The organism is Hymenobacter ginkgonis, from assembly GCF_009755225.1.
Taxonomy (GTDB): Bacteria; Bacteroidota; Bacteroidia; order Cytophagales; family Hymenobacteraceae; genus Hymenobacter; species Hymenobacter ginkgonis.
On the sequence record NZ_WQKZ01000003.1, the window covers coordinates 234,436 to 246,491 of the forward strand.

A 12,056-nucleotide genomic window follows, 5' to 3' on the forward strand; every position below is an offset into this window, starting at 1 on the left:
CTGCTTTACCCCTCCAGCCAGCTCTTGACGGCGGCGGCTTTCTCCTTGCTTACTAGCACTTCATCGCCGGCGGAGGGGGTAGGGCTGAGCTCGACCAGCAGCTTGCCGCCGAAGTGGGGCACCAGGCGGCGCACGGCCGGCAGCTGGGCCAGCACCTGGCGGTTGAGCCGGAAGAAGAGGGTAGGGTCGAGCAGGGCTTCCAGCTGCTCCAAGGTATAAACGACCACGAAGCGGCGGCCGTCGTGGGTGGCGAGCGTGGTCGTTTCGTGGCGGCTCTGAAACCAGGCCACTTCGGCGGCGGGCAGGGGTAGGAAGTTCTCGCCCTGGCGCACTAAAAAGCGCGTTTTGTAAGGTTGCTGCGGGCGGGGCAGCGCGTCGAGCAACCGCTCCAGGGCATAGTTCTGCGGGAGAAAATCGGGGGTAGCAAGGGCTTTTGCCGCGTCGTCTGGCGCCGCTTTTGCCTCATGGCTTTGGGCCCGGAAGGCTAGTTTGTCGAGCGCGGTTTTTAGCTCAGGTAGCTTCAGTGGCTTCAATAAATAATCGATGCTATTGGCCTTGAAGGCTTGCAGCGCATACTGGTCGTAGGCGGTGGTGAAGATGACCGGGCTGCGCACCACCGTCTGGGCAAACACGTCGAGGCTGAGGCCGTCGGCCAGCTGAATGTCGCTGAGGATGAGGTCGGGCGCCGGGTGCTGGTCGAGCCAGGCCAGCGCCCCGGCCACGGTGTCGAGCACGGCCAGCACCTGGGCCGTGGGCGCGGCCTGCGTTAGCAACCGTTGGAGGCGCTCGGCGGCTGGGTATTCGTCTTCAAAAATGAGAATGCGGAAGGGGGACATCGGCGGGCTAAGTGGGCGGCAGCAGGGGTAGGGTAACGGCAAAGATGCCGGCCGCCTGCTCCACGGCCACCGGCTGGGCGGCGCCGAGCAGCGCGTAGCGCTGGCGCACGTTGGCCAGGCCGGTGCTGGTGCTGGGCGCCAGGCCGGCCGTGCGGGGCTGCCAGGCGTTTTCGACGCGCAGCACGGTGGCGGCGGCATCGGCCACGAGGCGCAGGTGCAGCGGCCGGGCCTGCGATGCTTCGTTGTGCTTCAGGGCATTCTCCACCAGCAGCTGCACGCTCAGCGGGGCCACGTGCTGGGCCAGGGCGGTGGTAGGGATGTGGTAGTGCACCTGCACATTCTCCCGAAACCGGACTTTTTGCAGCGCCACGTAGGTTTGCACAAAGGCTAGCTCCTCGGCCAGCGGCACGGTGGGGCGCTCGCGGCTCAGCAGCACGTAGCGGTACACATCGGCCAGGCCCTCGACGTAGTGCTGGGCCGGCTCGTTCTGGGGCTCGATGAGGGCAGCCAACGTGTTCAAGGAATTGAACAGAAAATGCGGGTCGAGCTGCTGAGCCAGGGCGTCGAGCTGGGCCTGGGTTTGGGCGCGGGCTAGCTGGTCGGCGCGGCGCAGGTTGGCCTGCCATTGCTGAAAGAAATGCATGCTTTCGTAGAGCAGCAGCACAATGAAGGTCGCCACCAGGTTGAGGCCAATTTCGCGTAGCTCCTGGGGTAGTCGCAGCCGGCCGCCCTGCCACCCCACAATGGCCGCGCCCAGCCCCAGCGTAGTGGCCAGGGTGTAGGCCACGCCCAGGCCAGCCAGCCACCACAAGCGGCGGGCCGTGTCGGCGGCCTCGGGCCAGCGCCGCAGCAGCCACTGCCACAGCTGGCGGTTGCCGAGCCACAGCGCCAGCGTGAAGGTGAGCGAAACCGCGTAGGACGCCGGCCAGAACGGCAGCACTGGCAAGCTAAGCACCCCGCGCGGCACCAAAGACAGGGCGGCCATGCCCGGAATACCGAAGAGGAGAAAGCGTCGGTCGTTCATGCTGCGGGCGAAGGTCGGGGCAAATGCCACTGCTAGCGGCCGGCCAGCAGCGGCCGGCCCGCCATAGCCTGCACAAACAGCCCGGCCACCGCCGCCGCATACAGTGCCGTACCCAGCCACGTGAGCGCCACCGCCCGCCGCGGCGCCCAGCGGCTGAGTGCCCAGCCCAGCAGCGGCAGCGCCTGCAAGGCGTGCATCCCCAAGAAATGCGCGATGCGCAAATCGCCGGCGCGGGTGCTCCAGCCCAGGCCGGGTAGGCCGGGGCCACCGTCGGGGGCGCCCACCGTGTGGCTGGCGTTATGAATCATGAAGCCCCCCAGCAGCGAGCCTATTAAGAAGACCAGCAGCCCCAGCCGCACGCCCCACACGTAGCCCGCCGGCCCGTGCGGCCGGTGCCGCCACACCAAGTACAAGGCCCAGGCGGTCAGCACGGTATTAACCAGAATAAAAATGCCCATCAGGCCAAACAGCAGCCCGTTCAGGGCGCTGCTCTGGTTGTAGTGCGACGAAGTGCCGCGCCCGGCCTGCAGAAAAATCACGCCTATTTCTACGACCATGCTCAGGGCCACGCCCGCGCTGATGCGGCGCACCGCGCGCTGGGCCGGGGTAGGCAAGTCGGCCAGCAGCCAGCCCAGCGTCCAGACGTAGGCCGTGATGGAAAGGGCAAACTTAAGCGGCTTCACCCAGGCGGGCGCGCCTGTGATGAGGCGGTGGTCGAGGGGCAGCAGCGCCAGCGCTACCCCAGCCAACCCGATGTGCAGCCACCCCGTCCAGGACAGCACTGGGTTGACCCGGTGCAGCACCCGCAGGCCGTCGGCGGCCTGCTGCCAAAGCGAGGGGGTAGGGTGCGAAGTGCCGGAGGCCGAAGGGGCGGACGCGGGCGAGAAGTTGACGACGTGCAGCGTTTCCATGCAGCTGAGGACTAAAGGGTTAAGAAAGTTGTTTTTTACCAAAAGCGGCCCGGCTGCCGAAGTACACCAGCAGTCCCACCGGCCCAAACAGGAAGGTGAGCACCAGCGCCGGCACCACTGCCCCGTGCGGCAGGCCGCGCTGCTGGGCATCGCGCACTTCCCAGGCGCCCACAAATAGGTCGAAGCACAGGTAGTGCACCCAGCCTGCCAGCAGCGCCCAAGGGTCGTGAAAGAGCGCCGCCACCTGCGCCAGCGAGCCAAAGCCGCCCTCGCCGCCGTGCGCGCCCAGGTAGTGCGTGGCAATGAGCACCGCGTAGGCCACCGCCAGCCCCAGCTGCCACGCGCCGCTCAGCACCAGGGCGCGAGTGAAGCGCCAGCGTGGGGCCAGTACGAGCAGCGCCCAGCCCAGCAGGGCGAGCGGATTGGCCAGAGCAAAAAGATGGGCGGGGGTGAGGAGCATGGCGCAGCAGGAAAGCGGTAGAACTGCGTCAAACTTACCCAGCGCCTACCCCCTGGCGCTAGCCCAACCGGGGCCAAGCGCCCGCGCGGGCCGGCCAAGCGCCCACCGCGCCGGGCGAAGCGCCGGCCCACTGCCCCGGCGCGGGGCCGTTATCTTTGCCCAAGCGGCTTGCCAAGTGCGGCCACCTCACTAGAATTATGCGCATTATACCGGAGGGCTGCGGGGCCTGGCTTAGGGCAGGGGGGGTAGGCGGCTGGCTGCTGGCAATGGCTGCCGCGTTGCCGCAGGTAGCCGGGGCGCAGGTGGCGCGCCCGCCCATGCCTATTGCATTTAAGGCGCCACCCTTCCGGGCTACGGGGGCACCGGTGGGGGCGGCACCCGTAGTGAGCGGCCACGTGGATAAGCCCACGGCCAAAACCATCAGCCTCAGCTACGCGCCCGACTGGCGGGGGCACCTCACCAAAACGGTAGAAGCCAAGCTGAGCCCAACCGGCGATTTTCGCCTCCCCCTGCCGGGCTTCACCACCGCGGGCGAGGCACGCCTGAGCTACCAAAAGGAGGCTGCCGACCTCTACCTGACGCCGGGCGACAACCTGCACTTGGCTTTCGACGCCGCCAAATTTGACCAAACTTTGGCCTTTACTGGGCGTGGGGCCAACGCCAACACCTACCTAGCCCAAACTGCTCACCAAGCTGCCCACGACGACGAAGCCCGCCAAACGCCTGATACCCAAGCCGCCCGCCTCAGCGCCGCCGACCTGCGCCAACTGGCCGATGCCTACCGCCAGCGGCGGCTGGCTATTCTGCAGGCCTACGCGGCTACGCACCCGCTGCCGGCGGCCTTTGTGCGCCAGCAGCAGCAGGCCATTGGCTACGAGTGGGCGAGCTCGCTGCTGAGCTACTACTCGCGGCAGCCGGAGGCAAGGCGGCGCGAGGGCTACGCCACGGTGCCGGTCGGCTACTACGATTTCTTGCCCGAAATGCAGCTCTACACCCAGGATTCGGCCCTGGTGCGGGCCAGCTTCCAGAGCTTGCTCATGACCTACGGCTTCACCCAGCTCAACGGGCCCGACGGCAACCTGCCCACCGGCCCCACCGCCGGCCGCCGCCTCTACCAACTCGCCACCGATGCCCTCGGCGATGGCCGCGTGCGCGACGTGGCCGTGGGCCAGTACCTGCTGAGCAAGGTCGAGTACGAGCACGCCGATATTCGGCCGCTGCTGGCCGATTTTCGGGCCCACAACCACGATTCGACCATCGCCCGTACCCTGCGCCAAGCCCTGCGGGCGCACGCGGCCCTGATGAGCGGCCAGCCTGCGCCTAACTTTACCTTGCAGGATGCCAGCGGTAAAAGCGTGTCACTCAGCGATTTTAAGGGCCGGGTAGTATACCTCGATTTTTGGGCTACCTGGTGCGCGCCCTGCCTGGCCGAAATGCCCGCCAGCCTGGCGCTGCGCCAAAAGTTTGCGGGCCGCGACGTGGTTTTTCTTTACGTGTCGCTCGACAGCAAAACCGCCGATTGGCAGGCCTACGTAGCTGCCAAGCACACGCCTACCCCCAATGCCGTGCAGCTACACGATGCGGCAGCCTTTAATGGGCTGGCTGCCAAGGCGTTTGGTGTGAAATCTATTCCTAGCTACTGGCTCATTGGGCGCGATGGCCGCCTTGTGCTCAGTTCCCCGCCCCACCCCTCGGCCCGCCCGGCCAGCGACGAGGCCCTCGAAAAAGCCTTACAACCCTAATGCCAGTCCGGCTGTTAAGCCCTGCTACCCCCGCGCGGAACGGTTTTGGCCGGCGCCGCGCACCCGCTGTGTGAAGTCGAAGTGTTACCTGTTCTCTCTTATTAATCAGTGCTTTCGGCGGCTGGCGGCGCTTCGGTGGCTACTGGTGGCCGGGCTGGCAGCCGGGGCGGCGGTGCCCGCGGCAGCGGCGCCTACTACTGCCCCACCCGATTCGCTGCGGCCAGCGCGGGTGTTTGAGCGGCGCCGGCTAGTGGTACAGTACGACTCGCGTTACTCCATCATCAACAGCCACTTCTGCACTATCAATGGCCTCAAGCTGGGCCTCGAGTGGAAGGGCCGGGTGCGCACCGGCGCGGCCATCTACTTGCTCAGTAGCCGCATCCCTACCCGCCTCGAGCCGCCCGACAATGCCGCTGAGGAGGCCGATGCTACCCTGCGCTTCTACAACGTGGCCCTCTACGGCGAGTACGTAATACTGGAAAATGCCCGCTGGGAGCTCACCGGCAACGTGCAAAGTGGCATGGGCACGGTGCGCGTCGAGTACACCGACGAGGCGCTCAACCGCATTCGCAGCCCCCGCGATTTTATTGCCTTGGTCGAGCCATCGGTGGCCGCCCAAATGCGCCTGTTTTCCTGGGCTAGCCTGGGGGCGGGGGCAGGCTGGCGCCAAACGCTGTTTGTGCCGCCCATTGTGCGGCGCGAACTCAGCGGCCCCATTTTTTACCTGCGCGCCAAGGTGCTCATTGGCCCGCTTATTCGGCTGGTGCGCAAGCAAGAGCCGCTATTCTCGCAGGATGGCCTCCGCATTCACGGCCTCAGCAAGCGCGACCGGTTGAAATTTTATGGCCATTAAGTAAGCGCCTGCCGAGCAGCTACTTGCCCGCCACGTAGGTAAACCCAATCGTGAGGTTGCTGTTGCCGGGGGCGCGGCCTTCCACCGCAATGCTTTCGTAGGAGTAGGCATAAGCCGCCGTCAGGGCCAGGTGGCGGCTCAGGTTAAAATTGACGCCGCTGGTTAAATTCAGGCGGTAGTCGTTGGCAAAATCCTGCAGCGAGGGCTGGTAGTATAGTAGCCCCGACAGCACCACCGGCCCGGCCGTGTAGCGCAGCTTGAGGCGCGTAGAGCTGCGGGGTACTTCGCGCCGCAAGCCCTCCAGGTACTCGGTGTGCTCGTAGAGCACAAACTGGCTCAGGCCTATCTCGTTGCGCAGGGTGTCGATGTAGAGCTGGTAGCCCGCGCCCGCGCCCGTCACGAAGCGTTGTGCAATGGCCCGCAGGTTGCTACGCTCGGCATTGGCCAGCAGGTAGTATTTCACCCGCCCGTTTTGGTAGGTGGGCGTAAGCAGGCCTTGTAGCTCGCGCTCGCGCAGCAAGCCATCTTGCTTGCCGTAGCTGTACGAAAAGGATGTGGGCAGCAGCCAGTGCGTGCTCAGCTTGAAATTGCCGGTTTGGCTGGTGGTGAAGTACGAGCGCTCCACGGTGCCCGTGGTATAGATGCCCGTGAGCGTGGCCGTGTAGCGCACCCCGCTCTCCTTCACGGTGTAGGTTTCAAATTCGGAGGAAGGAATGCCGCTCGACGAACCGGCCGCGGGGGCTACCACCGGCGTAGCCGTGGTGTCGGCGGCTGGCGTGGTGGCCGAATTAGTTTGGGCGTGGGCAGTGGAAAAAGCCAGGGCCAGCAGCAGTAAAAACCCGCTGGCCCGTTTCCCGAACCCACGAGAATTTTGGTCAGTCATGCAAGTCAAAATTACACTTCGCCTACTCAAACCAAGGCTCACCAGTACTTCTTTGCTCTTAAGTAGCTGCCAGTCAAGCCCAAATACTAGCCCGCCACACTGGCCAGCCGGAGCAGTAAACCGCCGCTCCCGCCTTGGCTTGGGTGGCGGGGGTAGGGATGCCCAGCGGAAAGTGAGGTGCACGGCACCTGCCACCCGTGCTCAGGGCTGGCCCGCCGCGCCGCGCCGCGCCGGGGCGCTGCCGCGCAGCGTAGCCGCCCGGTCGAGCTTACCCGAAGCCGTTGTCCGGAACGTGGGCACGTATACCACGGCCTTCGGCTGCTCGTATTTATCGAGGCGCTGGCCCAGCAAGGCCAGCAGCCTTTGCTCGGCGGCGGGGGGTAGGGCGGTGCCCTCCACGTAGGCCGTCACGGCTTGGCCGAGGCGCTCATCGGGCCGCCCGGCCACAAAGGCGCGGCGCGACTGCCCCAACTCAGCCAGGGCCACATCTAGCACTTGCTCTACCTTCTCGGCCTGCACCTTCACTCCGCCCGAGTTGATAACAAAATCGACCCGCCCGAGCCAGTCAAAGGTGTGTTTATCAAGTAGCTCGATGCGGTCGTTGGTGACGATGAGCTGGTCGTCCGTCACGTCGCCGCGCACCGTGAGGCAGCCGCGCTCGTCCTGCCCCAGGTGCAGGCCGGGCAGCACGCGGTAGTGCGGGCTGGCGTCGGGCCCATTGAGGCGGCGCAGCGCCATGTGCGAAGCCGTTTCGGTCATGCCATACGTGAGGTACACCGGCACCTTGAGATGTTGAATCTCGCGCAGCAAACTAGGCTCTACCCCTGCGCCGCCCACCAAAATGGCGCGCAGCTTATTGAGCCGCGGCGCTCGCCCCGCCGCCAGCACCGCCCGCAGCTGCAAGGGCACAAAGGCCCCAAAATCAAATTCGGCCTCGGCCGGCACGAAATCAAATGGGTCGGCGTGCGGCTCCACAATAGTCAGGTGCATATGGCGCTCCAGGCCGCGCACCAGCATCATTTTACCCCCAATAAACTCGCAGTTGAGGCAGACCAGCGCCCGGTCGCCGGGCCCCAGGTCGAAGTAGTCGCCGGTGCGGGCCGCCGAGGCCGCCAGCTGCCGCCGCTTCAGCACAATAAGCTGGGGCTGGCCCGTGCTGCCCGAAGTGCGCAAGCCAAACTCCTGGGCACCCGTCAGCCACTGGCGCAGCAGCTCCAGCACCCGCGCCTCGTAGCCGTTGAGGCTGGCGTGGGGGGTAGGGGTTTGCTGAATGGCGTCGTAGCTGAATTCGCGGCCGTTGAGCAGCAGGGAGGTTGGGAGGTTGGGGGTAGGCATGGGGGGCAAACGAAAAATCCGCGCGCGCAGCTATCTGGCCGCCGCGCGGGCGCTAGCTCAGGAGCCAGCGCTGGTAAGTTTTGGCCGAGGGCACTGTCTGGCGGCTCAAAAGTAGCAGCAGGGCGCCGTAGGCAACCAGCGCCCCCGCGTGGTGCGTAAGGATGTAGACCGCGAGCAGGGGTAGGCCCAGCAGCCCCAGCAGGCTGTTGCGCACCACGAGCCGGCTCTGGTAAATGCGCATATTCTCGGCGTAGGGCCGCCGCAGATTAGGTTTAATGCTTTGGCACACGGCATACAGCACTATGCTCACCAGTGGCACCGCCACAAGCAGCGCGAGTAGCACGGGCCAGGTAGCCAGCCGCGAATCGATGGCCGCCAGCGCAACAGGTTGGTGGTGCCCAGCCAGCGCCGCGCCACCCAGCAGCCCGCCTTGCACCCCAAAGTGGAGCCAGTGCCTGCGCCGAAAACGCTGCATGTTCTGGTGGTATTCCTCGTCGGTCATGGCAGGCAAGCTTAGGGCTCAAAGCTGAGCAAGGTCCGCACAAACTGCCCTAGTACCTGCTAGGTTACTTGCCGTACTCGTACACCACGTAGCCCCAGGGCTCCACTTGCCAGGGCTTGCTCGTTAGCGGCTCGTTGGTGTACATAAATAGGTTGTAGGGCTTGCCTTGTAAGGCTTTTTCCTTCACAGTAATAGTCTGATTCTTGTTTGACAAGTTTAGGATAACCAGCACTTTCTTACCCGCTTTTTCGCGTACATACGCGTACACCGCCCGCTCATCGCCGACGTTGACTTTCCGAAATGACGCATCGGCGGCCAGCGCCGGGCTGCGCTTGCGCAAGGCCAAGAGGGTTTGGTAGAATTTGGCCCGTTGGTACTTGCCCAAAGTCATCGGGTCTTTGTCAAAAAACTGGAGGCTCCGCAGCACCGGCTCTTCCTGCCCGCTGTAAATGAGCGGCACCGCGTCGCCCATGGTCTGGGTAAACACGGCAAAAGGCGCGTGCACGCGGCCAGGGAATAGGCCATAATCGGCTTTGTTCCAAGTGTTTTCGTCGTGGTTGCTAGTGAAGTACAGCTCCATTGTGCCCTTGGGGTAGAGCCGGTTTTGCTCCTGCCAAATGCTGTCGAGCACCGTGGCCGGGCGCTTGCCCGCCGCCACCGTGCCCATCGCCTTAAACATGTGCCACGGGTATACCGCGTCGAAGCCGCTGCGGGGCAGGTAGGCGCTGTCGCCCTCGGCCAGCATAAACAAGCTCTTGCTTTGGCGCAGCGCCGGAATGGCGCGCTGCCAGAAGGTAGCCGGCACGTTCCAGGCCACATCGCAGCGAAAACCGTCGATGTGGCTGCTGCTCACCCAGTAGCGCATAGCCGCAATCATGCTGTCCTGCATTTCGGGGTTGCGGTAGTCGAGCTGCCGCGTATCGGCCCAGTCGAAGGCCACGGCTGGCTTGCCCTCCTTGTCTTTCATAAAAAAGCTGGGGTGCTGCGTCAGCCAGCGGTTGTCGGCGCCCACGTGGTTGGGCACCCAGTCGATAATCACCTTCATGCCGCGGGCATGAATAGCCTCCACCAACCGCTGCCAGTCGGCCATGGTACCAAACTCGGGGTTGAGCTTGGTGTAGTCGGCCACGGCGTAGTAGCTGCCCAGGCTGCCCTTGCGGTCGAGCTTACTGATAGGATTCAAGGGCATGAACCACAGCGTCTCTACCCCCATTTTTTGCAGCCGGTCGAGGTGCTTGGCAAAAGCATTGAGCGTGCCTTCGGGGGTATACTGGCGCACGTTCACCTCGTAGATGTTGCCCTGCATTATCCAAGCCGGATGCATAAAAGGCGTAGGCGCTGTAGCCTTAGGCACAGCAGCTTGCCCGAAGGCCTGCGAAAAACAGAGAATATTTAGCAGCGCCAGCAGCAAAGGCTTTTTCATGGTAGCAAAGAAGGAGATAGGCTGCAAAGTACGCGGCTAGCTATGGTAAGTTTTAAGAATTTAGCAGTGAGTGAGTACTTGCTTTTCAAGAAAAAACCACGTATACTTACCCCACACTAAACCTTCCCTATCATGCAACCTTCCCTGCAACCCGCCCCCGAATTGGTACTGGCTACTGGAAGTAGTGCGCTCGACCCTACTGTTGCGCCGTGCCCCATTTTAGCCGCCGTCAAGACCCGCGCCAAAGCGCTGAAAAAATGGCGCAAGCAAGAGCGGTTGCGGTTCTTTTCAGGCTGGTGCGCGGGTTTGCACGCGTTGGGTTTTAGTTTTTAGCACGCAGCTGAAATGAGTTAAATAACCCTTTGTTAGCTACTTACTTAAGTAGAATGCTTAAGTAAAATGTGAATAGCAGCGACAATAAGATTGCCGAAATTCTGACCAAGTTGCCAGGCAGTGTTCGCGTAGCACTTGCAGTTTCTGGCTCGGCAGTTGGCAAGAAAATAGCCAAGAGCCGCGCGTAGTGCAGCCACATGATGAACAGCACGTCGAGGGTGGCGACAACGGCCTGCACAACCGCCCCGGCGTTGAGGTGGTAGCAAATATCAATTAGCGTAAGGTTGAGTAAAAAAGCCGTCAGAATGACGGCGCCGAGCAGCCGCGTAGCGCGAAAAAGCAGCAGCCCCGCTCCCGCTAATTGAATGAGGGCCAGTAGAAGCCCAAAAGTGGGCGAATAACCGAAATAGTACCAGGTTAGCCACTCGCCCGACTGCTGGTTCATGGGCTGACTAGCAATGGCGGGGGGCACGATAAACTGGAGGCCAAACAGCTTTTTCCACCCAAAGCAGGCGATGTTAAACGCTGTGAGATAACAAATTGCCTCTTGCAGCCAAGGCCCAACTTTGGCAGCAACCGGCCACCGGGCTTCGCCGGCTTGCCACCACGCTAGCAGCCCACCGGCTGCCACCAGCGATAGCGCTACCAACGAAAAAACAAGCGTCGGCGGCAGCCAGGGGATGCCTCCCCCATTGCCTAGAAGCAACCAAAATGCTGCGCAAGTCAACCCCGCCACCAAACAAGTGGCCATTTTTGCCGGAAAGGAAGTGGTAGCTGTCATACGCCATGCTGGATTAGGTGAAGTCCCTGCGCTTAGGATGCCACAACAAGTTGGATTGCACACCATTACCAAAAAAAATACCCTGCTTCTCTGGCAAGCAGAAAAGCAGGGTAGTAGCACGCAAGGCCTAACGGACGCTACGGAAACTTCGGAAATTTGTCAAAATCGGGCTTGCGCTTCTCCAGGAAGGCGTTTTTACCTTCTTTAGCCTCGTCGCTGAGGTAGTAGAGCAGCGTCGCATTGCCCGCCAATTCCTGAATGCCGGCTTGGCCATCAAGCTCAGCGTTGAAGGCCGACTTGAGCAAGCGCAACGACAAGGGGCTTTTCTCCAGCATCTTGTGGCACCAAGCTACGGTGGTTTCTTCGAGCTTGTCGAGCGGTACTACCTTATTTACCAGGCCCATGTCGAGGGCTTCTTGGGCATCGTACTGGTCGCAGAGAAACCAAATTTCGCGGGCTTTTTTCTGGCCTACTACGCGGGCGAGGTAAGAGGCGCCAAAGCCCCCGTCGAACGAGCCCACGTTGGGGCCCGTCTGGCCGAAGCGCGCATTATCGGCCGCAATGCTCAGGTCGCAGACTACGTGCAGCACGTGGCCGCCGCCAATGGCCCAGCCCGCCACCATGGCCACTACGGGCTTGGGAATGCTGCGAATCATCTTCTGCAAGTCGAGCACGTTTAGGCGCGGCACCGCATTTTCGCCCACGTAGCCGCCATGGCCGCGCACGCTCTGGTCGCCGCCCGAACAAAAGGCCCTACCCCCCTCACCGGTTAGGATGATGACGCCGATATCGGTGCGGTTGCGGCAAATGTCCATCGCCTGAATCATTTCATCTACCGTGAGCGGCGTGAAGGCGTTGTGCACCTGCGGCCGGTTGATGCTGATTTTGGCAATGCCCCCGTGCTGGGAGAAAAGGATTTCCTGGAACTCCTTAATGGGGGTCCACTGAATGGGTTCAGACATAGGTTAAAAGA

General features: G+C 63.0%; 12 protein-coding genes. 2 read left to right on the forward strand and 10 right to left on the reverse strand.

Features of this window, described 5'->3' with window-relative positions; all coding sequences use genetic code 11:
* Positions 1 to 5 precede the first annotated feature (5 nt).
* From GO988_RS12405 to GO988_RS12420, 4 genes are read right to left on the reverse strand one after another with little or no spacing between them, the layout of a single operon-like run.
* Positions 6 to 836, reverse strand: a complete 831-nt coding sequence (locus GO988_RS12405; protein ID WP_157565878.1) for a LytR/AlgR family response regulator transcription factor — start codon at positions 834 to 836, stop codon at positions 6 to 8.
* A gap of 7 nt (positions 837 to 843) precedes the next feature.
* Positions 844 to 1,890, reverse strand: coding sequence for a sensor histidine kinase (locus GO988_RS24610; protein ID WP_157565880.1), 1,047 nt, complete (start codon positions 1,888 to 1,890; stop codon positions 844 to 846).
* 2 nt (positions 1,891 to 1,892) lie between these two features.
* Positions 1,893 to 2,771 carry a hypothetical protein gene (locus tag GO988_RS12415; RefSeq protein WP_157565883.1) on the reverse strand — a complete coding sequence of 293 codons (879 nt, stop codon included), beginning with the start codon at positions 2,769 to 2,771 and terminating at the stop codon, positions 1,893 to 1,895.
* A gap of 19 nt (positions 2,772 to 2,790) precedes the next feature.
* Complete coding sequence (locus GO988_RS12420) at positions 2,791 to 3,231, reverse strand: ABA4-like family protein (RefSeq protein WP_157565885.1); 441 nt, start codon at positions 3,229 to 3,231, stop codon at positions 2,791 to 2,793.
* A 197-nt stretch (positions 3,232 to 3,428) separates the two neighbouring features.
* On the opposite strand from GO988_RS12420, the gene GO988_RS12425 reads away from it, so the two are divergent.
* Both GO988_RS12425 and GO988_RS12430 read left to right on the forward strand, forming a co-directional pair.
* Positions 3,429 to 4,973, forward strand: a complete 1,545-nt coding sequence (locus GO988_RS12425) for a TlpA family protein disulfide reductase (protein ID WP_157565888.1) — start codon at positions 3,429 to 3,431, stop codon at positions 4,971 to 4,973.
* A 70-nt stretch (positions 4,974 to 5,043) separates the two neighbouring features.
* A complete protein-coding gene (locus GO988_RS12430; RefSeq protein ID WP_157565890.1) occupies positions 5,044 to 5,826 on the forward strand; it encodes a hypothetical protein in 783 nt (260 codons plus the stop codon).
* Positions 5,827 to 5,845: 19 nt separating this feature from the next.
* On the opposite strand, the gene GO988_RS12435 is transcribed toward GO988_RS12430, so the two are convergent.
* From GO988_RS12435 to menB, 6 genes are all read right to left on the reverse strand, one after another.
* The gene (locus GO988_RS12435) at positions 5,846 to 6,709 is read right to left on the reverse strand and encodes a DUF481 domain-containing protein (protein WP_157565892.1); all 864 of its coding nucleotides are present in this window, start codon (positions 6,707 to 6,709) and stop codon (positions 5,846 to 5,848) included.
* A gap of 201 nt (positions 6,710 to 6,910) precedes the next feature.
* Positions 6,911 to 8,044, reverse strand: coding sequence for an AMP-binding protein (locus tag GO988_RS12440; RefSeq protein WP_157565894.1), 1,134 nt, complete (start codon positions 8,042 to 8,044; stop codon positions 6,911 to 6,913).
* Between the two features lie 52 nt (positions 8,045 to 8,096).
* Positions 8,097 to 8,546, reverse strand: a complete 450-nt coding sequence (locus GO988_RS12445; RefSeq protein ID WP_157565896.1) for a hypothetical protein — start codon at positions 8,544 to 8,546, stop codon at positions 8,097 to 8,099.
* A gap of 64 nt (positions 8,547 to 8,610) precedes the next feature.
* The gene (locus tag GO988_RS12450) at positions 8,611 to 9,969 is read right to left on the reverse strand and encodes an alpha-amylase family glycosyl hydrolase (RefSeq protein WP_157565898.1); all 1,359 of its coding nucleotides are present in this window, start codon (positions 9,967 to 9,969) and stop codon (positions 8,611 to 8,613) included.
* Positions 9,970 to 10,342: 373 nt separating this feature from the next.
* A complete protein-coding gene (locus GO988_RS12455) occupies positions 10,343 to 11,053 on the reverse strand; it encodes a hypothetical protein (protein WP_198172691.1) in 711 nt (236 codons plus the stop codon).
* Positions 11,054 to 11,220: 167 nt separating this feature from the next.
* Complete coding sequence (gene menB / locus GO988_RS12460) at positions 11,221 to 12,045, reverse strand: 1,4-dihydroxy-2-naphthoyl-CoA synthase (RefSeq protein WP_157565902.1); 825 nt, start codon at positions 12,043 to 12,045, stop codon at positions 11,221 to 11,223.
* Between the last annotated feature and the right edge of the window lie 11 nt (positions 12,046 to 12,056).

Coding starts and splice junctions, on each gene's coding strand:
- GO988_RS12440 (WP_157565894.1), bottom strand. CDS start 8,044: ATGCCTACCCCCAACCTCCCAACCTCCCTGCTGCTCAACGGCCGCGAA.
- GO988_RS12435 (WP_157565892.1), bottom strand. CDS start 6,709: ATGACTGACCAAAATTCTCGTGGGTTCGGGAAACGGGCCAGCGGGTTT.
- GO988_RS12455 (WP_198172691.1), bottom strand. CDS start 11,053: ATGGCCACTTGTTTGGTGGCGGGGTTGACTTGCGCAGCATTTTGGTTG.
- GO988_RS12405 (WP_157565878.1), bottom strand. CDS start 836: ATGTCCCCCTTCCGCATTCTCATTTTTGAAGACGAATACCCAGCCGCC.
- GO988_RS12450 (WP_157565898.1), bottom strand. CDS start 9,969: ATGAAAAAGCCTTTGCTGCTGGCGCTGCTAAATATTCTCTGTTTTTCG.
- GO988_RS12425 (WP_157565888.1), top strand. CDS start 3,429: ATGCGCATTATACCGGAGGGCTGCGGGGCCTGGCTTAGGGCAGGGGGG.
- GO988_RS12415 (WP_157565883.1), bottom strand. CDS start 2,771: ATGGAAACGCTGCACGTCGTCAACTTCTCGCCCGCGTCCGCCCCTTCG.
- GO988_RS12420 (WP_157565885.1), bottom strand. CDS start 3,231: ATGCTCCTCACCCCCGCCCATCTTTTTGCTCTGGCCAATCCGCTCGCC.
- GO988_RS12445 (WP_157565896.1), bottom strand. CDS start 8,546: ATGACCGACGAGGAATACCACCAGAACATGCAGCGTTTTCGGCGCAGG.
- menB (WP_157565902.1), bottom strand. CDS start 12,045: ATGTCTGAACCCATTCAGTGGACCCCCATTAAGGAGTTCCAGGAAATC.